The 19,886-nt window shown below is 71.5% G+C and carries 13 protein-coding genes; 6 read left to right on the top strand and 7 right to left on the bottom strand.

Going from position 1 to position 19,886, the window contains the following annotated elements:
- Together VES41_RS17130 and glpD are read right to left on the bottom strand one after the other, a co-directional pair.
- Complete coding sequence (locus tag VES41_RS17130) at positions 1-1,086, bottom strand: ABC transporter ATP-binding protein (RefSeq protein ID WP_324819444.1); 1,086 nt, start codon at positions 1,084-1,086, stop codon at positions 1-3.
- Positions 1,070-2,674, bottom strand: coding sequence for a glycerol-3-phosphate dehydrogenase (glpD, locus tag VES41_RS17125; protein WP_324819571.1), 1,605 nt, complete (start codon positions 2,672-2,674; stop codon positions 1,070-1,072). The genes VES41_RS17130 and glpD overlap by 17 nt, the downstream gene beginning before the upstream one ends.
- A 206-nt stretch (positions 2,675-2,880) precedes the next feature.
- Between glpD and VES41_RS17120 the strand changes: the two genes are divergently transcribed.
- From VES41_RS17120 to VES41_RS17105, 4 genes are read left to right on the top strand one after another with little or no spacing between them, the layout of a single operon-like run.
- On the top strand, positions 2,881-3,657 hold the full coding sequence (locus VES41_RS17120; RefSeq protein ID WP_324819442.1) for a DeoR/GlpR family DNA-binding transcription regulator: 777 nt from the start codon (positions 2,881-2,883) through the stop codon (positions 3,655-3,657).
- 8 nt (positions 3,658-3,665) lie between these two features.
- Positions 3,666-5,159, top strand: a complete 1,494-nt coding sequence (gene glpK / locus VES41_RS17115; protein ID WP_324819440.1) for a glycerol kinase GlpK — start codon at positions 3,666-3,668, stop codon at positions 5,157-5,159.
- 9 nt (positions 5,160-5,168) lie between these two features.
- Positions 5,169-6,125 (top strand): aldo/keto reductase, encoded by a 957-nt coding sequence (locus VES41_RS17110; RefSeq protein ID WP_324819438.1) that lies wholly within the window; start codon positions 5,169-5,171, stop codon positions 6,123-6,125.
- Between the two features lie 11 nt (positions 6,126-6,136).
- Positions 6,137-6,769, top strand: a complete 633-nt coding sequence (locus tag VES41_RS17105; RefSeq protein ID WP_324819436.1) for a DUF6064 family protein — start codon at positions 6,137-6,139, stop codon at positions 6,767-6,769.
- A 10-nt stretch (positions 6,770-6,779) separates the two neighbouring features.
- Here the strand turns inward: VES41_RS17105 and VES41_RS17100 are convergent, their stop codons facing one another.
- Genes VES41_RS17100 through VES41_RS17080 form a run of 5 tightly spaced genes read right to left on the bottom strand, consistent with a single transcriptional unit; the run spans position 6,780 to position 11,467 of the window.
- The gene (locus tag VES41_RS17100; RefSeq protein ID WP_324819434.1) at positions 6,780-7,700 is read right to left on the bottom strand and encodes a DMT family transporter; all 921 of its coding nucleotides are present in this window, start codon (positions 7,698-7,700) and stop codon (positions 6,780-6,782) included.
- A 4-nt stretch (positions 7,701-7,704) separates the two neighbouring features.
- On the bottom strand, positions 7,705-8,202 hold the full coding sequence (locus VES41_RS17095; protein ID WP_324819432.1) for a GNAT family N-acetyltransferase: 498 nt from the start codon (positions 8,200-8,202) through the stop codon (positions 7,705-7,707).
- A 21-nt stretch (positions 8,203-8,223) separates the two neighbouring features.
- Complete coding sequence (locus VES41_RS17090; protein ID WP_324819430.1) at positions 8,224-8,931, bottom strand: zf-TFIIB domain-containing protein; 708 nt, start codon at positions 8,929-8,931, stop codon at positions 8,224-8,226.
- Positions 8,932-8,966: 35 nt separating this feature from the next.
- Positions 8,967-9,923: an alpha-E domain-containing protein gene (locus VES41_RS17085; protein WP_324819428.1), complete on the bottom strand. Its 957-nt coding sequence runs from the start codon at positions 9,921-9,923 to the stop codon at positions 8,967-8,969.
- Between the two features lie 20 nt (positions 9,924-9,943).
- A complete protein-coding gene (locus tag VES41_RS17080; RefSeq protein ID WP_324819426.1) occupies positions 9,944-11,467 on the bottom strand; it encodes a circularly permuted type 2 ATP-grasp protein in 1,524 nt (507 codons plus the stop codon).
- Positions 11,468-11,608: 141 nt separating this feature from the next.
- Between VES41_RS17080 and VES41_RS17075 the strand changes: the two genes are divergently transcribed.
- Together VES41_RS17075 and pbpC are read left to right on the top strand one after the other, a co-directional pair.
- Positions 11,609-17,635 (top strand): alpha-2-macroglobulin family protein, encoded by a 6,027-nt coding sequence (locus tag VES41_RS17075; RefSeq protein WP_324819424.1) that lies wholly within the window; start codon positions 11,609-11,611, stop codon positions 17,633-17,635.
- Positions 17,632-19,884 carry a penicillin-binding protein 1C gene (gene pbpC / locus VES41_RS17070; RefSeq protein WP_414719160.1) on the top strand — a complete coding sequence of 751 codons (2,253 nt, stop codon included), beginning with the start codon at positions 17,632-17,634 and terminating at the stop codon, positions 19,882-19,884. Before VES41_RS17075 ends, pbpC begins: the two co-directional genes overlap by 4 nt.
- Positions 19,885-19,886: the final 2 nt, after the last annotated feature.

Genomic DNA, 19,886 nt, shown 5'->3' with positions numbered 1-19,886 from the left:
TCAGCCTCCGTTGTGCCAGTCGGGTGCCAGCACCAGTTCGCCGGCCTGGTCGAACACGTGGACCTGCGCGAGATTGAAGCGCAGTACCAGCGATTCGCCCAGGCCGAAGCGGTGCACCCCGCTGAGTTGCGCCACCAGCTCGCCGGCCGGGCTGTCCAGGTGCATGAAGGTGTCGGACCCCGCGATCTCGGCCAGCGCGATGCGCGCCATCAGTTCGACCTCGCCGCTGCGGGTATCGGCAGGACTGCCCACGCGCAGCGCCGAGGCACGCAGGCCGACCGTCACCGGACCCTGGGCCGCGCCCGGCAGCGCCAGCGGCAGAGCGAGCCCGCCGCCCAGCTGCACGCCCGCGCTGCTGGCCTGGCCCGGCAGCAAGTTCATGGGCGGGTCGCTGAACGCACGGGCGACGCGCAGCGAGCGCGGCGCGTGGAAGACTTCGGCCGTCGGCCCGTACTGCAGCAGCTCGCCGGCGTCGAGCACGGCCGTGTAGCCGCCCAGCAGCAGCGCCTCGCCTGGCTCGGTGGTGGCATAGACCACGGTCGAGTCGCCGGCCGCGAAGATCTGGCCCAGCTCTTCGCGCAGTTCCTCGCGCAGCTTGTAGTCGAGGTTGACCAGGGGTTCGTCCAGCAGCATCAGTGGCGCATTCTTGGCCAGCGCACGGGCCAGCGCCACGCGCTGCTGCTGACCGCCCGACAGTTCGGACGGATAGCGGTCGAGAAAGGCGTCGATGTGCAGCTTCTCGGCCAGTTCGCGCACCCGGTCGTCCACGCGCGGCTCGCGCCGCAGCCGCATCGGCGAGCCGATGTTGCGCGCCACCGTCATCGAGGGATAGTTGATGAACTGCTGGTAGACCATCGCCACGTTGCGCTCGCGCACCGGCGTGCCGGTGACGTCGCGGCCGTCCACGCGCACGCGCCCGGTGGTGGGCGCATCGAGGCCGGCCATGAGCCGCATCAGGGTGGTCTTGCCCGACTGGGTAGCGCCGAGCAGCACCGTCACCGCGCCGGGCCTCGGCGCAATGCTCAACTCGTACAACCAGGTCTGCGCGCCAACTTTCTTCGTGACGCGCTCAAGGCTGAGCTGCAATTGCGTCCTCCTTCCCTCCTGTTCGCGGCGGATTCTCCGCCATCCAGCGCCCGACCTCCGCACAGGCCTCGCGCGGCAGGTGCAGGCCGAGCTTGGAGCGCCGCCAGAGCACGTCCTCGCCGCTGACCGCCCATTCCTGCTGCTGCAGGTAGCGCAGCTCGCTCTCGTACACGCCGGGCGCCACCTGGGCGCCGAGGTCGGACAGCGAACGCGCATCGCCGATCACCTGCCCGATGCGCGCGCCGTACGCCCGCGCCAGCCGACGCGCCAGGGCCTCGCCGAGCCAGGGGTGCCGGCCGTGCAGGGCTTCGACGAAGCGGTCGAAATCGGCATCCGGCCGGCCTGGCGCGCCAATCCAGGCCGACAGGTCGCCGCCGGCCAGGAAGGCGCCCTCGGTCCAGGCCGCACGCGGCTCGCCGAGCATGCGGCCGATGTCGTCGGCGGCGTCCTCGGCCAGCTTGCGGAAGGTGGTGATCTTGCCGCCCCACACGGACAGCAGCGGCGCGCCGTCCGCATTGCTCTCGAGCATGTAGTCGCGTGTGACCGCGGAGGGGTCGCCGGAGGCATCGTCGAGCAGCGGGCGCACGCCCGAATACGTCCAGACCACGTCGGCCGCGCTGATCGGCTTGTCGAAATAGCGGCTGGCCTGCGTGCACAGGTACTCCACCTCGGAGGCCGCGATGCGCGCGGCGCCAGGATCGTCGCCCTCCAGTTCGATGTCGGTCGTGCCGATCAGGGTGAACTTCTCCTGGTAGGGAATGGCGAAGATGATGCGCTTGTCCGGATTCTGGAAGATGTAGGCGTGCCCGTGCGAGAAGACTTGCGGCACCACGATATGGCTGCCCTTGACCAGGCGCAGGCTGCGCGTGGCCAGCGACTCGGCGCCCGCCGGCCGCGCCACCTGGCGCAGGAAGGCTTCGGCCCACGGGCCTGCCGCATTGACCAGCGCACGCGCGCGCACCGTCCGGCGTTCTCCTCCCGCGCTTTCCAGTTCGGCCGTCCAGCCCTGCGCGTCGCGCTGCGCCTGCACGCAGCGCGTGCGCGTCAGGACCTGCGCGCCGCGCTCGCGCGCGTCGATGGCGTTGAGCACCACCAGCCGCGCGTCGTCCACCCAGCCGTCCGAATAGACGAACCCGCGCTTGAACTGCGGCTTGAGCGGCGCGCCCGCCTCGTGCGTGCGCAGGTCGATGCCGCGCGATGCAGGCAGCACCTCGCGCCGCGCCAGGTGGTCGTACATGAACAGGCCGATGCGGATCATCCACGCCGGGCGCATGGCCGGATCGTGCGGCATGACGAAGCGCAGCGGCGACATGATGTGCGGCGCGCTGCGCAGCAGTACCTCGCGCTCCTGCAGCGCCTTGCGCACCAGCGAGAACTCGTAGTACTCCAGGTAGCGCAGGCCGCCGTGGATCAGCTTGGTCGACGCCGACGAGGTGTGCGAGGCCAGGTCGTCCTTCTCCGCCAGCAACACGCGCCAGCCGCGGCCCGCCAGGTCGCGCGCGATGCCGCAGCCGTTGATGCCGCCGCCGACCACCAGCACGTCAAATGTCGCGCCCTCCTCCGGCAGCGAAGACGAGGGCGAGGACAAGGAAGAAGGAACTGCGCTCACTGCGTGCAACCTCGAAGGATCCGTATGAAGGTGAAGGGCCGATCGACGAGCATTTCTGTTCGCGTCGGTTCATTTTGATTCGCTAACTTTCGATTTTGCCTGGAGTTTTCCCTCAGTTGCATTCGGTTTCGTTCGTTTTAAAGTCCAATTGCCGTCTTCCGACTTCATCCGTCCCGCGCGCCGCCATGGCCCTCGCCAATTCGAATCCCCGCCAGATCAACCTGCTCGACACCGTGCGTGCCCGCGGCGCGATCACGGTCGACGAACTGGCCGACATGCTGGGCGTGACCTTGCAGACCGTGCGCCGCGACGTGCAGCGCCTGGCCGACGCCGGCCTGCTGACGCGCTTCCATGGCGGCGTGCGCGTGCCCTCCTCCACCACCGAGAACATCGGCTACCAGCAGCGCGAGAGCCTGCACGCCCTGGGCAAGGCGCGCATCGCCCAGGCGGTGGCGGCCAAAGTGCCGGACGGCTGCTCGCTCATCCTGAACATCGGCACCACCACCGAGGCGGTGGCCAAGGCGCTGCTGCGGCACCGCGGACTGCGCGTCATCACCAACAACCTCAACGTGGCCAACATCCTCACCGGCAATCCCGACTGCGAGGTGATCGTGGCCGGCGGAACCGTGCGCGCGCGCGACCGCGCCATCGTCGGCGAGCCGACGGTGGACTTCATCCGGCAGTTCAAGGTGGACATCGCGGTGATCGGCATCTCCGGCATCGAGGCCGACGGGTCGCTGCGCGATTTCGACCTGCGCGAGGTGAAGGTGGCGCAGACCATCATTGCCCAGGCGCGCGAGGTCTGGCTGGTGGCCGATGCCAGCAAGTTCAACCGCCCGGCCATGGTCCAATTGGCCGAGCTGTCGCAGATCGACTGCCTGTTCACCGACGCGCCGCCGCCCCAACCCTTCCCGGAACTGCTGGAGCAGGCGCAAGTGCGCTGCGAAATCGCGAACCCCTGAAAACGCCCATGACCTACCTGCTCGCTCTCGACCAAGGAACCTCCAGCTCGCGCAGCATCGTCTTCGACGCCGATGGCCGCATCGTCGCGATGGCGCAGCGCGAGCTCACCCAGCACTACCCGCAGCCCGGCTGGGTCGAGCACGACCCGGTCGAGATATGGCAGGGCCAGCTCGCCACCGCGCACGAGGCGCTGGGCAAGGCCGGGCTCACGGCGCGCGACATCAAGTCCATCGGCATCACCAACCAGCGCGAGACCACGCTCGTGTGGAACCGCAGGACCGGCCGGCCGGTGCACCATGCCATCGTCTGGCAGGACCGCCGGGCCGAGCCGCTGTGCGCCCAGCTGCGCCGCGATGGGCTGGCCGACACCATCCGCGACAAGACCGGGCTGGTCGTCGACGCCTACTTTTCCGCCACCAAGCTGCGCTGGCTGCTCGACAACGTGCCCGGCGTGCGCGCCCAGGCCGAGGCCGGCGAGCTGGCCTTCGGCACGATCGACAGCTGGCTGATCTGGCAGTTCACCGGCGGCAAGGTGCACGTGACCGACGTGACCAACGCCTCGCGCACCATGCTGTTCAACGTGCACGACAACCGCTGGGACGACGCGCTGCTCGAGGCGCTGCGCATCCCCGCGGCGCTGATGCCCGAGGTGCGGCCGTCGAGCGGACATTTCGCCGACACCGATGCCGGCCTGCTCGGCGCGGCGCTGCCGATCGGCGGCGTCGCCGGCGACCAGCAGAGCGCCATGGTCGGCCAGGCCTGCCTCAAGGCCGGCATGGCCAAGAACACCTACGGCACCGGCTGCTTCCTGCTGCTGCACACTGGCGAGGAGTTCCAGCCGTCTCACAACGGCCTGCTCGTGACCAGCGCGGCCCAGTTCGACGCCACGCCGCAATACGCGATGGAAGGCAGCGTGTTCGTCGCCGGCGCGGTGGTGCAGTGGCTGCGCGACGGCCTCAAGGCCATTCCCGGGAGCGCCCAGGTGCAGGGGCTGGCCGAGAGCGTGCCGGACGCCGGCGGCGTCATAATGGTGCCCGCCTTCACCGGGCTGGGCGCGCCTTACTGGAACGCCGAGGCACGTGGCACCATCACCGGCCTGACCCGCGGCACCACGGTGGCGCACATCGCCCGCGCCGCGCTCGAGAGCATCGCCTATCAAAGCGCCGCGCTGCTGCACGCGATGAGCCGCGACACGCTGGCCGCCGGCGGTGCGCCGGTGTCCGAGCTGCGCGTGGACGGCGGCGCCAGCGTCAACGACCTGCTGATGCAGTTCCAGGCCGACCTGCTGGGCATTCCCGTGGTCCGCCCGCAGGTCACCGAAACCACCGCGCTCGGCGCCGCGTACCTGGCGGGCCTGTCCTGCGGCGTCTACCGCGACCAGGCGCAGCTGGCCAGCCAGTGGAAGGAAGAGCGGCGCTTCACGCCCACCTGGAGCCGAGACCGCGCCGAGGCCGCCATGGCGCGCTGGGAGCATGCGGTGCGGCAGGCCATCGCCCCCTGAGGCCACGGCATGACGGCCGCCGCACGCCCTACGGACAGCCGCCGAGGCTTCCTTCGGCGCGTGCTGGCGGCGGGCGCCGCCCCGTTGGCGGCGGCGCCCGCCATGGCGCAGACGTCGCCGGCGCCGGCATCGGCGCAGGCACTGGCCATGCGCACCGTCCCCTCCAGCGGCGAGCGCGTCCCGGCGGTCGGCCTGGGCACGTGGATCACGTTCAACGTAGGCCGTGATGCCGCCGCGCGCGAGGAATGCGCCGGCGTCATGCGCGCCTTCTTCGATGCCGGCGGACGCCTGATCGATTCCTCGCCCATGTACGGCTCGTCGCAGGCGGTCGTCGGCGAAGGGCTGGCGCGCATCGGCCGCGCCGGCGACGTGTTCGCCGCCGACAAGGTCTGGACCGGCACCGGCCGTGACGGCCCGTCGCAGATCGAGGCCTCGCGCCGGCTGTGGGGCGTGCCGCGCTTCGACCTGCTGCAGGTGCACAACCTGCTCGCCTGGGAAGACCATCTGCCGCTGCTGTTGAAAATGAAGGCCGACGGCCGGCTGCGCTACGTGGGCATCACCACGTCCGAGGGAAGGCGGCACCGCGAGTTCGAATCGATCATGGCCAGCCAGCCGCTCGACTTCGTGCAGATCAGCTACAACCTGCTCGACCGCGACGTCGAGGCGCGCATCCTCCCGCTGGCGCGCGAAAGGCGCATCGCCGTCATCGTCAACCGCCCGTTTCGACAAGGCGCGCTGCTTCAGGCGCTGCAGCGTCATCCGCTGCCGGCATGGGCGGCCGACATCGGCTGCGACGGCTGGGCGCAGGTCGCGCTCAAGTTCATCGTCTCGCATCCGGACGTGACCTGCGCCATCCCCGCGACCAGCCGTGCGGACCACGTCCGGCAGAACCTGGGCGCCGCGCGCGGCGCCATGCCCGACGCCGCCATGCGCCGGCGCATGGCGGCCCACGTCGCGTCGCTCTAGCCAGGCCGGCCATGTCCGAGTGGTGGACCTACCGGCCGTCGGATTTCCTGCTGTTTTCCGCGCGCACGTACCACCGCCTGTTCGAGCGCTACAACGCCGAGACCTGGCCTGTGCATCTGCTCGCGTGCGCGCTGGCGCTCGCGCTGGCATGGCTGCTGATCAGGAGGGCCTCGGCGCCCCGGACGGCGCGCGCGGCCTGCGCGCTGCTGGCTGCGGCGTGGCTGTGGATCGCCTGGGCCCTCCACCTGCAGCGCTATGCGGACATCAACTGGGCCGCCGTCTGGTTTGCCGCGGCCTACGCGCTCCAGGGCCTGCTGCTACTGCTGGCGGCCGCATGCGACTGGCGCCGCCAACCCGGGCCGCGCGACACGATCGGCCTGGCGCTGTTCGGCGCGGCCCTGTTCATCCAGCCGTGGCTGACCGTCGTGCTGTCGGGCCGCCCGTGGCGCGAGATCGAACTCTTCGGGCTGGCGCCCGACCCCACCGCACTCGGCACCATCGGCCTGCTCCTGGTGCTGCGGCCGGCGCGCGCGAGCGGCGCAGCGCGCACGCTGCACGCCGCGCTCTGGCCGGTACCGCTGCTGTGGTGTCTGATCGGCGCCATGACGCGGTGGACACTGCACGCCCAAGGGCAGGGCGGGTGAACGATCCGGCTCACTCCGGCTGCGCGTCCAGCGCCGCCACCTGCGGGCGGCTGCGTTCGCTGTGCAGCATGTACAGGCCCGAGCCGACCAGCAGCGCGATGCCCAGCCAGGCCCAGCCGTTGGGCACCTGGTCCCAGACGGCATGCCCGAGCAGCACCGCGATCAGCACCGCCGTGTAGCGGAACGGCGCCGTGAGCGACACCTCGCCACTGCGCATGCACTGCACCAGCAGCAGATAGCCCGACGCCAGCAGGGCCGCCGCGGCGCCCAGCAGGCCGAGTTCGCGCAGCCCGAACGGCTGCCACGGACTGGCCAGCGATACGCAACCGGCCAGCAAGGTGACTGCCACTGCCGTGGCGAGCGTCACGATGAGCGAGGGCACGGATGGATCGATCCGGCGCGTCATCAGGTCGCGCGTGGCATGGAACAGGGTGCCCAGCAGGCACAGCAGCGCCCACGCATTGAAGCCGTCGCCGCTGGGCTGCACGATGCACAGCACGCCGGCGAAGCCCAGCACCACCGCCGCCCAGCGCGCCCGCCCGGCACGCTCGCCAAGGAACAGCACCGCGAAGACGGTCATGAACAGCGGCGCCGCCAGGTTGATGGCGGTGGCATTGGCGATCGGCAGGTGGAACAGCGACAGCAGGTACATCATGGTCGCGCAGGCGTCGACCGCACTGCGCAGCGCCACGCGCGGCTGCAGCACCGCGCGCACCTGTCGCAGGGCGCCGGTGCGCCGCGCGACCAGCAGCACCAGCACCGAGGCGATCACCCCGCGCAGGAAGATCAGCTGCGCTGACGGCAAGGTCTCGCTGACATGCTTGACCAGCGCGTCGTTGAGCACGAAGCAGGTCATCGCGCCCATCATCATGGCGATGGCCCGCCCACCTGTACGCGGGGAATGGCGAGCGGCAAGCGGCTGCGCACTCATGAGGTCAGGCGTCCCGCACCAGGGCCATGGCCCAGCCGTCGACGTACTCGCCGTCGATCCGGTAGGCGTGGCGACGCAGGCCTTCTGCCACGAATCCCAGTCGCTCGTACAGCGCCTTGGCGTTGGCGTTGTCGGTGCGCACGTTGAGTTCGATGCGCGTGACGCCACGGGCCCAGGCGGTGTCGATGGCTGCGCGCATGAGGCGCGCGCCGATGCCGCGATGCCGCGCTGGTGGCGCCAGGCCGATGCCCAGCGTGCCGACGTGCGCCCTGGCCTGCCCCAGGCTGGGCAGGACGTCGCACCAGCCCAGCACCGCGCCGTCCTGCAGCGCCAGCCACTGGCAACCGTTCCCCGCCACGATCGATGCGAGGAAGTCGTCGCAGGCGGCGGGCGGGGGCGCTTCGGTGAAGGCCAGGAAGCGCTTCTCGCGGGCCACGGCGTCGAGTACGCGGCGCACGCCGGCGAAGTGCTGCGGGGCGAGGGGTTCTATGGTGACGTTCATGTTGCCTGGTCCGATACGGCGTCAACGCGACAGCACCCGCCACACCATCTCGAGCCCGGCCGACCACAGGTCGGTGGTGAGGTCGACGCGCTCGCGGCGCTCCTCGCGCTCGGCCTTCAGGCGGTCACGCTCGATGGCCATGAGCGCGTCGGCCAGGTCGGTGCTGCGCGATGCGTCGTCCGGCCGTACGGCCGCCTGGGCATGGCGCTGCAGGGCCTGTTCCACGGCAGCCGGGTCCAGCAGCGAGAAGGCGGCGCGGCAGTGCGGACAGGCGTGGTCCTTGCGGATGTCCACCGGCGCGCCGCAGCCGGTGCAGTAGATGGCGTCCACGCGCCGCGCCAAGTCCTCGATCTCGGGCCGGGTCAACTGCCGCACGAAGCCCTTCTCCACCATGAACGAGGAGAAAGTGGCGAAGCGGCCGTGCCCCTGCGCGCAGCGGTAGGTGACGTAGCGGCCGCTGCGCACCACGTCGAAGCCGTGTGCCAGGCGCTGGCGGCAGCGCGGGCAGCGCAGTGGGTCGCCGATGGGTTGGTGCGCATCGGCGCGGTGGCGGTGCAGCAGCGTGAAAAGCGCCAGCACCGCCGAAGGCGCGAGCTGCAGGTTTTCGGTACGGTCGAACCACAGGCCCTGGCAGGCGAAGCAGATGTCCAGCTCCACCTGCGTGCCCAGGCGGGTATCGAAGCGATGAGCCTCCATCGGCTGGAGGCAGGAAGGGCAACTCGAATGCACGGCGCGAGTATCGCACCGCGCACCCGCGCTCTTTTTCAGTGCGTCGGCACCAGGAAATCCTGGCTGATGCGCCCGCCCAGGTCGTTCACCCGGTCGAGGAACTGCGTCAGGTAGGCGTGCAGGCCGGTGGCCAGGATTTCCTCGACCCGGCTGTACTGCAGGTCGGCCAGCAGCTTGCCGGCACGCCGCAGCGTCTCGGCACTTTGCTGGTTGTGCACCTTGGCCAGGTTTTCCACCACCTCGTGCATGCACGCGTGCAGCGAGCGCGGCATGTCCGGGCGCAGGATGAGCAGTTCGGCCACCCGCTCCGGGCGGATCACGTCGCGGTAGACCTTGCGGTAGACCTCGAACGCCGAGACGCTGCGCAGGATCGCGCTCCAGTGATAGAAGTCGTACTCCTGGTCTTCCTCGGTGGCGGCGCCGAAGAACTCGGTGTTGAGCGCGTGGAACTTCACGTCCACCAGGCGCGCAGTGTTGTCGGCCCGCTCGAGGAATGTGCCCAGCCGCGCGAAGTGGAAGGCGTCGTCCTGCAGCATGGTGCCCAGCACCACGCCGCGCGACAGGTGCGAGCGGAACTTCACCCACTCGAAGAAGGCGCCCGGATCGCGCTCGAATTCGCCGGCGCGCAGCATGCGGGTGACGTCCAGCCAGGTGGTGTTCATCGTCTCCCACGACTCGGTGGTGAGGGCGCCGCGCACGGCGCGGGCGTTCTCGCGTGCCGCGCGCAGGCACGAGACGATGGACGACGGGTTTTCCTCGTCGCACACCATGAAGTGCATGGTCGCCTCGGGCGTGATCTGGTCGTGCTTGCTGTTGAAGTTGGGCAGCAGCTCGCTGATCGACAACAGGCCCTGCCAGCCGTACTTGGCGACCTCGGCCGACTGCGGCAGCAGCGAGGTCTGGTAGTTGACGTCCAGCAGGCGGGCGGTGTTCTCGGCACGCTCGGTATAGCGGGCCATCCAGTAGAGGTGATCGGCGGTGCGCGACAGCATCGTTGGGCCTTTCTATCGGGTCAGAGGCCGGGCGCCGTCTGCGTCTGGGTCTGTGCCTGCCGGTCCTGGGACTGGCTCTGCGACATCGGTCGGGCACGCGTGGCTTCGAGGATCCAGGTGTCCTTGGTGCCGCCGCCCTGCGACGAGTTGACCACCAGCGAGCCTTCCTTGAGGGCCACCCGGGTCAGGCCGCCGGGCACCATCTGGACTTCCTTGCCGCTGAGCACGAAGGGCCGCAGGTCGATGTGCCGCGGCGCGATGCCGGATTCGACGAACGTGGGAGCCGACGACAGGCTCAGCGTGGGTTGGGCGATGTAGCCGTCCGGCCTGGCCTTGAGCACGGCGCGGAACTCCTCGATCTCGGCATGCGTGGCCGCCGGGCCGATCAGCATGCCGTAGCCGCCGGCGCCGTGGACTTCCTTGACCACCAGCTCTTTCAAGTGCGCCAGGGTGTAGTCCAGGTCATCCTGGTTGCGGCACATCCAGGTGGGCACGTTCTTGAGGATGGGCTTCTCGCCGAGGTAGAACTCGATCATCTTCGGCACGTACGGGTAGATCGACTTGTCGTCCGCAACACCGGTGCCGACCGCGTTGCAGATGGCCACGTTGCCCGCGCTGTAGGCGCGCATGAGGCCGGCGCAGCCGAGCGTGGAGTTGGGGCGGAACACCTCCGGGTCGAGGAAGTCGTCGTCCACGCGCCGGTAGATCACGTCGATGCGCATCGGCCCCTGGGTGGTGCGCATGTAGACGAAGTCGTCCTTGACGTACAGGTCCTGGCCCTCGACCAGCTCGACGCCCATCTGCTGGGCCAGGAAGGCATGCTCGAAATACGCGCTGTTGTACATGCCGGGGGTCAGCACGACCACGGTCGGGTCGTTGCTGGCCGGCGGCGCGCTGGCGCGCAGCGTCTCGAGCAGCAGGTCGGGATAGTGGGCCACCGGTGCCACGCGGTTCTGGCTGAACAGTTCGGGAAACAGCCGCATCATCATCTTGCGGTTTTCCAGCATGTAGCTGACGCCGCTGGGCACGCGCAGGTTGTCCTCGAGCACGTAGTACTCGCCGTTGCCCTGGCTGTCGGGCGCCCGCACGATGTCGATGCCCGAGATGTTGGAGTAGACGTCGTTGGGCACCTGCACGCCCATCATCTGCGGGCGGAACTGGGCGTTGCGGGTGATCTGCTCGGCCGGGACGATGCCGGCCTTGATGATCTCCTGACCGTGGTAGACGTCGTGGATGAAGCGGTTGAGCGCCGCCACCCGTTGCACGAGGCCTTTTTCCATGCTGGCCCATTCGTGGGCCGGAATGATGCGCGGCAGCAGGTCGAAGGGAATGAGCCGCTCGGTGCCGGCGCCTTCCTCGTCCTTGGCGCCGTAGACCGCGAACGTGATGCCGACGCGCCGGAAGATCATCTCCGCCTCCTCCCGTCGGGTGCGCATCAGGTCCTCCGGCTGGCGGGCCAACCACTGCGCGTAGCGCTCGTAGTGTTCCCGGATGGGCGCGCCCGGGTAGGGCAGCCGGTCGTACATCTCGTCAAATTTGTGCATACGGCCTCGTTCCTCTGCGAGCTAGCTTAGCAGCAAGTTCGGGACCAGCCTGCATTCTTCGTGCGGCCTGGTGCCGGCGGCCGGGCTTCGCGCGGGTGCTCTAAGCTTGCTTCTGTCACAAGGGATGGAATGGAAAACGTCATGAGGAACTTGGAGACGGGCGCGGGTCTGCGCTTGCAGGTTTGGTCGGGCCATGCGCCGCAGCAAGGTGCGTGCCGCCCTGCCCGGCGACGTCGTGCGCTGCTGGTGGCGGCCCTCGCGCTTGGCGCCAGCCAGGGCGCGCTGGCGCTGCGGGTCGCGCAGCTCTCGCCACAGGGCGAGGTGGCCAAGGTCACGCAGGTGGTCGCCACGTTCGACGGCCCGGCGGTGCGCCTGGGCGATGCACGCGCGCCCGAACCGTTGTCGCTGTCGTGCGACGATCCGCAGGCCGCGCTCGGCACCGGCCGCTGGACCAGCGACCGGCGCTGGGTATTCGACTTCCGCCAGGCCTTGCCGCCGGGCGTGAGCTGCACCGTCTCGGCCCGCGCCGAATTCCGCTCGTCCGGCGGCGAGGCGCTTTCGGCGTCCACCCGGTACCGGTTCCAGACCGGCGGCCCGGCGGTCATCGATCGCTGGCCCGGCGGCGGCCGGATCGAGGAAGACCAGGCGTTCCTGCTGGAACTCAACGGCGCCGCCTCGCCCGAAAGCCTCGACAGCGCCGTGTGGTGCGCGGTGGAAGGCATCGGCGAGCGCGTGCCGGTGCGCCGGCTCGACGACGCCACGCTACAGACCCTGCTGCGCGCGCGCGGCATCGCCGACAGCCGTGACGGCCGGGCACGCCATTTCGTCGCGTTGCAATGCAAGCGCACCCTGCCGGCCGGCGCCAAGCTCCAGCTGGTCTGGGGCAGCGGCGTACGCACACCGTCGGGCGTCGCCGGCACCGTGGAACGGCGCTTCGACTTCCAGGTGCGCGAGCCCTTCGCGGCCGAGTTCGCCTGCGAGCGCGAGAACGCCCGCGCCGGCTGCCTGCCGATCCGCCCGATGACGCTGCGCTTCAACGCACCGGTGACGCGCGCCCTGGCCGGGCAAGTCCGCCTGGCCGGTGGCGCGCAGCCGGCCACGCCGGTCATCGATGAAGGCGGTTCGCCGGACGACCTGATCTCGCAACTGCGCTTCGAGCCGCCATTCGCCGAAAGCACCGAATACCGCATCGAGCTGCCGCAGGGTTTCCAGGACGCCTCCGGCCGCCCGCTGGCCACGCCGCAGGCCTTCCCGATGCGCGTGGCCACCGGCCAGATGCCGCCGCTGGCCAAGTTCGCCGCGTCACCGTTCGGGGTGATCGAGCGCCTGGCCGAGCCGGACGGCCGCGCGTACCTGCCGATCACGCTGCGGCGGGTGGAGAACGATCTGCAGGTGCGCCAGTTGGCCGACCTGAACCCGCAGGACGACGCCGAGATCATCCGCTGGAGCCGCCGCCTGCCGCGCTACGACGGCGGCACCATCGCCCGCGCAGACGCCCGGCGCGACAGCCTGCAGCCGCTGCCGGCGCCGCGCGACGAGAACGACCGCGACGACGTCGAGACGCGCGCCGTCTCGCTGCTCGGCGGCCGCGACGGCGTACGCCGGGCCGAGCTGCCTCGCCCCGAGGCGGGCGCGGGCGGCGAGCGCCCGTTCGAGGTGATCGGCGTGCCGCTGGCGCCGGGCTTCCACGTGCTGGAGGTGGCCTCGCCGCGGCTCGGTCAGTCGCTGCTCGATCCGCGCTACGGCGATTCGCGCACCATGTACGTCCGTACCAGCGCGCTGGTGACCAATCTGGCGGTGCACTTCAAGCAGGGCCGCGAGAACGCGCTCGCCTGGGTCACCACGCTCGACCGCGGCATGCCGGTGGCCGGCGCACAGGTTCGTGTGCGCAGCTGCGCCGGCGACGAGGTCGCCGCGGCCCGCACCGACGACCAGGGCCGCGCCCGCTTCCCTGCCCTGTCCGGCCAGCCCCCGGCCTGCCCCGGCGCCGAGGAATGGGACGAGCGCGCCTGGTTCGTCAGCGCACGCGCCACCGACGCCCAGGGCGTGCAGGACCTGGCCTTCGTCTGGAGCAACTGGCAGCGCGGCATCGAGGGCTGGCGCTTCAACTTTCCCACCAGCGACTCGCCCGAGCCGGACGTGGTCGCGCACACCGTGTTCGACCGCAACCTGCTGCGAGCCGGGCAGACCGTGTCGATGAAGCACTACCTGCGCAGCCAGACCGGCAACGGCTTCGGCCTGCCCAAGGACAGGCCGGCGCTGCTGGCCATCGTGCACGAGGGCAGCGACCAGGAGTTCACGCAGCCGCTGGCCTGGCGCACGACCGGCAGCGCAGGCTTGAGTGCCGAGAACACCTTCGCGCTGCCGGCCGGTGCCAGGCTCGGCCGCTATCGCGTCGAGCTGCGTCCGGCCGCCGGTGACGAGCGGAGCCGCAGCTACGTGAGCAGCAGCTTCCGCGTCGAGGACTTCCGGTTGCCGGTGCTGTCGGGCCGCATCGGCACCGGCGGCGACGCACCCCTGATCGCGCCCGAGCACATCGATGCCGACGTGCATCTTCAGTACGTGGCGGGCGGCCCGGCCGGCGGCACGCCGGTGCAGGTCTCGGCCATGATGCGCCCCCACCGTCCGGACTTCGCCGACTACGAGACCTTCAGCTTCTCGCCGCCGCGCAAGGGCGCGGACGCCGCCACCGACGCCGCGGACCTGCCGCAGGACGAGACGCGCGTGGTGGCCGATCGCCTGCCGCTCAGGCTCGACGACCAGGGCGACGGGCGCGTGCCGATCGCGCCGTTGCCGCGCATCGGCCAGGCGCCGCGCGAACTCGTGCTCGAGGCGAGCTACTCCGATCCCAACGGCGAGGTGCAGACGCTGCGCGGCAGCCGCACGGTCTGGCCGGCCGGGGTGATCGCCGGCCTGCGCGCCGAGGACTGGGTGTCCGTCGACAAGCCCCTGGCATTGCGGGCGCTGGCGCTCGACCTGGCCGGCAAGCCGCGTGCAGGCGTGCCGATCGAGGTCAAGGCCGTGGCGCACGTCACCACGAGCAGCCGCAAGCGGCTGGTGGGCGGCTTCTACAGCTACGACAACCACACCGAGACGCGCGACCTGGGCACGGTGTGCAGCGGCCGCAGCGACGCGCTCGGCGGTCTCGAGTGCAAGGCGAAGCTCGAGACGCCCGGCGAGGTCGAACTGGTGGCCCTGGCGCGCGACGACCAGGGGCGCACCAGCGCAGCGGCCACCAGCGTGTACGTCACGCGACGGGGCGAACTGTGGTTCGGCGGCCAGGACCACGACCGCATGGACGTTCTGCCGGAGAAGAAGACCTACCAACCGGGCGAGACCGCGCGCCTTCAGGTGCGCAGCCCGTACCGCCAGGCCACCGCGCTCGTGGCAGTCGAGCGCGAGGGCGTCCTCGACACGCAGGTGGTGCGGATCGACGGCAGCGATCCCACGGTGACGCTCCAGGTCAGGCCCGAATGGGGACCGAACGTCTACCTGAGCGTGCTGGCGCTGCGCGGGCGCCTGCACGAGGTGCCGTGGTACTCCTTCTTCACCTGGGGCTGGCGCTCGCCGCGCGCCTGGTGGCAGGCCTTCCGCGAGGCCGGCGCCGACTACGTGCCGCCCGGCGCCATGGTCGACCTGAGCAAGCCGAGCTTCCGCTTCGGCGCCGCCGAGATCCGCGTGGGCACGGACGCCCACCGCATCGGCCTGGCGCTGTCGACCGATCAGCCGCGCTACCAGGTGCGCGGCCAGGCGCTGCTGCGCATCCGCGGCACACTGCCGGACGGCAAGCCGGCCGCCGGTGCCGAGGTGGCGGTGGCCGCCGTCGACGAAGCGCTGCTCGAGCTGCAGCCCAACGACAGCTGGAATTTGCTCGAGGCAATGATGCAGCGGCGCAGCTGGGGAGTGGAGACCGCCACCGCGCAGATGGAGATCGTCGGCCGGCGGCACTTCGGCAAGAAGGCCGCGCCGCCCGGCGGCGGCGGCGGAAAGAAGCCCACCCGCGAACTGCTGGACACCCTGCTGCTGTGGCAGCCGCGCGTGGTGCTCGACGCGCAAGGCCAGGCCGAGGTGCGCGTGCCGCTCAACGACGCGCTCACCCGCTTCCGGCTGGTAGCCATTGCCGACGCGGGCACCGGGCTGTTCGGCACCGGGCAGACCACCATCGAGACCACGCAGGACCTGCAGCTGATCAGCGGCCTGCCGCCGCTGGTGCGCGAGGAAGACCGGTTCCGCGCGCAGGTCACCGTGCGCAACACCACGGCCAAGCCGATGACCGTCAGGCTCACGCCGCATGCCGCGCAGATCGCCGCCGAGCCGCAGACGGTCGAGCTTCCCGCCGGCCAGTCGCGCGAAGTGGGATGGGACGTGACCGCGCCGGCGCAGCCCGCGCGCAGCCGCAGCGAGGCGCTCACCTGGGAGATCCAGGCCGAGGACGTGCAGGGCGGCGCTCGCGACGCGCTGAAGATCAGCCAGCGCCTGCTGCCCGCGTTGCCACTGTCGGTGCAGCAGGGCACGCTGGTGCAGCTGGCCGACGCGCTCGGCGCGCCCTACCAGGTCGAGGTGGCCGCGCCGGCGGGCGCCCTTGCCGACAACGGCCAGCCGCGCGGCGGCCTGCAGATGCAGGTGCAGCCGCGCCTGGCCGACGGCCTGCCCGGCGTGCGCGCCTGGTTCGAACGGTATCCGTACGCGTGCCTGGAGCAGAAGGCCAGCATCGCCATCGGCCTGCAGGACGCCGGGCGCTGGCAGTCGCTGGTGGCCGAACTGCCCACCTACCTCGACAAGGACGGACTGGCCAGCTACTTCCCGCCGCGCAGCGGCGACGACGAGCGCGGCAGCGACACGCTCAGCAGCTACCTGCTCGCGGCCAGCGGACAGGCCGCCGCGCTGGACAAGCGCTTCGCCCTGCCGCCCGAAATGCAGCGCCGGCTCGAGGACGGCCTGGTCGCCTTCGTCGAAGGCAAGCTCGAGCGCAAGTTCTGGAGCCCGCGCAGCGACCTGGACGTGCGCAAGCTCGCCGCGCTCGAAGCCCTGTCGCGCCACGGCCGGGCCACCGGCGCCATGACCACGTCGCTGACCATCGCGCCCAACCAGTGGCCCACCGGGGCAGTCATCGACTGGCTGCAACTGCTCGAGCGCGTGAAGGACGTCCCCCAACGCGCGCGCCGCCTGGACGAGGCGCAGCAGATCCTGCGCGCGCGCCTGTCGTTCCAGGGCACGCGCCTGCTGCTCGGCGACGAGCGCGGCGACGACTGGTGGTGGCTGATGGCCGGCCCCGACGTCAACGCGGCGCGCCTGCTGCTGGCGGTGATGGACGACCCGGCATGGCGCGACGACGTGGGCCGCATCGCCACCGGCCTGATCGGCCGTCAGGTACGCGGCGCCTGGCGCACCACCACCGCCAACCTGTGGGGCAGCCTGGCGCTCGCGCAGTTCAGCGCCACGTTCGAGCGCGATCCGGTCGAGGGGCGGACCATGGCGCAGCTGCAGCCCGCCGCGGGCGGCGCGCCGCAGGAAGCCATGGTCGACTGGCGGCGCATCGCAGCAGGCGCAGCAGGCGCGGCAGGCAACGGCGGCGCGGCCGGCGGCGCCGATGCCAAGCCCGGCGCGATGTTCCTGCCCTGGCCCGCCGGCGGCACCGGTACGCTGCAGGTCAGGCACAACGGCGGCGGCCAGCCCTGGCTCACGCTGCAGGCCAGCGCCGCCGTGCCGCTGGCCGAGCCGCTCGACGCCGGCCTGCGCGTGCGCCGCAGCGTGAGCCCGGTCCAGCAGGCCCGCACCGACCTGCCGCCCGGCCGCTACAGCCGGGGCGACGTGCTGCGCGTCACGCTCGACGTCACCGCAAGCACCGACCTCGCCTGGGTGGTGCTCAGCGACCCGGTGCCGGCCGGCGCCACGCTGCTGGGCAGCGGCCTGGGCCGCGACTCGCAGATCGCCACGCAGGGCGAGCGCGGACCGCGCGGCGCCTGGCCGGCCTTCGAGGAGCGCAGTTTCGAGGCCTATCGCGCCTACTACGAGTACCTGCCCAAGGGCAGCATGAAGGTCGAGTACACCCTGCGGCTGAACAACGCCGGCGACTTCGCGCTGCCGCCGACCCGCATCGAGGCCATGTACGCGCCGGACATCTTCGGCATGTCGCCCAACGCGCGCGTGCAGGTGGAGGCCCGGTGACAGGCGCTCCGCGCAGCGCCGCGCGCGCCGGCCTGCTGGCCGCCGCCGCGCTGCTGGGGCTGGGCGCGGCGCGGGCGGACGCGCCTTCGTTCGAACAGGTGCGCGCCGCCTGGCGCCCCTCGTACACCGTGGTGGAAGACCGCGACGGCGAGCCGCTGCAGCGCCTGCGCACCGACTTCGGCGCGCGGCGCGGCGCCTGGACCGGCCTGGCCGACGTGTCCGCCGCGCTGCGCAGTGCGCTGCTGTACAGCGAGGACCGGCGCTTCTGGGCCCACAGCGGCGTCGACTGGCAGGCCGTGCCGGCTGCCGCCTGGGGCAACCTGTGGCACACCCGCACGCGCGGCGCCTCGACCATCACGATGCAGCTGGTCGGACTGCTGGACGACGACGTTGGCGCCGGCCGCCGCGACCTCGGGCAGAAGGTCGACCAGGCCGTCGGCGCGCTTCAGCTCGAGCGGCACTGGCGCAAGGACCAGATCCTGGAGGCCTACCTCAACCTGCTGCCCTTGCGCGGCGAACTGGTCGGCATCGACGCGCTGTCGCGCCAGCTGTTCGGCAAGGCGCCGCACGGGCTGGACGCGCGCGAGGCGGCCGTCACCGCCGCGCTGGTGCGCGCGCCCAACGCGGCAGCCGGGCAGGTGGCACGGCGCGCTTGCGACATCTGGCGCGCCGCCGACGCCGCCAACGCCGACTGCACCGCACTGCCCTTCTACACCCAGGCGGTGCTGCAGCGGCGCGACTTCGCGCCCAGCGCCGGCGACGCGCCGCACGCCGCGCGCCAGGTGCTGCGCCGCTACCGCGACGCCCATCCCGGCGAGGCCGGCGCGCCGCAGCGCCTGCGCAGCACGTTGAGCGCGCCGCTGCAACGGCTGGCGACCACGGTGCTGGAACGCCAGGTGCGCGAGCTGCGCGACCGGCACGTGCGTGACGGCGCGGTCGTGGTGCTGGACAACGCCAGCGGCGACGTGCTGGCCTGGGTCGGGTCGTCCGGCGCCTGGAGCCGCGCGCCCGAGGTCGACGCGGTGCTGGCCCGGCGCCAGCCCGGCTCCACGCTCAAGCCCCTGCTGTACGAACAGGCCATCGAGCAGCAGCGTTTGACAGCCGCCTCGCTGCTGGAAGACTCGCCGGCACAGATTCCCACGCCCGGGGGCCTCTACATCCCGCAGAACTACGACCGCACCTTCAAGGGACTGGTCAGCGTCCGCACCGCGCTGGCGGCATCGCTCAACGTGCCCGCGGTGCGCACGCTCGTGGCGGTCACGCCGGACGCGTTCGCGCGCCGGCTGGTCGCGCTCGGACTGCCGATCGACCGGCCGGGCGACCACTACGGCTACAGCCTCGCGCTGGGCAGCGCGGAGGTCACGCTGCTGTCGCTGGCCAACGCCTATCGCGCGCTGGCCAACGGCGGGCGCGTGGCACCGGTGCGCCTGCTGCCGGGCGACCCGGCACCGGCGCCGGTGCAGGTGATGGACCCGCGCGCCGCGTTCATCATCGGCGACATCCTGTCCGACCCGAACGCCCGCGCGCGCACCTTCGGGCTGGACAGCCTGCTGGGCACGCCCTTCTGGAGCGCAGTCAAGACCGGCACCAGCAAGGACATGCGCGACAACTGGGCGGTCGGCTTCAGCGCACGCTACACCGTGGCGGCATGGATCGGCAACGCCGGCGGCGAGCCGATGTGGGACGTGAGCGGCGTCAGCGGCGCGGCGCCGGTATGGAGCGAGCTGATGCGGTCGCTGCATCGCCAGGTGCCCAGCCATGCACCGGCACCGCCCGATGGCCTGCGCCAGGTGCCGGTGCGTTTCGGCCCCGACGACGAAGACGACGCAGGCAACGGCGCCCCGATCGAGGCGGCCCGCAGCGAATGGTTCATTGCCGGCACCGAGCAATCCGAATTCATCGCGCAGCGCCTGAAGCCGACGCGGGCAGACGACGGCACCAACCCGGCACGCATCACGCGCCCGGCCGCCGGCACGCTGCTGGCGCTCGACCCGGACATCCCGCCGGACCGCCAGCGCATGCGTTTCGAGGCCGACGGCGTGAAAGACGGCGCGAGCGACACGGCCGGCGCAAGCCAGTTGCAATGGCGCGTCGACGGACGCGCGGTCGCCCGCGGCGCACAGGCCCAGTGGCTGCCCTGGCCCGGCCGCCATACGCTTGAACTGGCCGATGCGCGCGGCCGGGTGCTGGACAGCGTGCAGTTCGAGGTGCGCGGCGCCGGTGTCGCGCCGGGCGCCGCGCCGCGCTGACC

This window comes from Variovorax sp., from assembly GCF_035634955.1.
Taxonomy (GTDB): Bacteria; Pseudomonadota; Gammaproteobacteria; order Burkholderiales; family Burkholderiaceae_C; genus Variovorax.
Note: the sequence above shows the minus strand (reverse complement) of the source record. Positions and strands in the feature narration are given on the sequence as shown.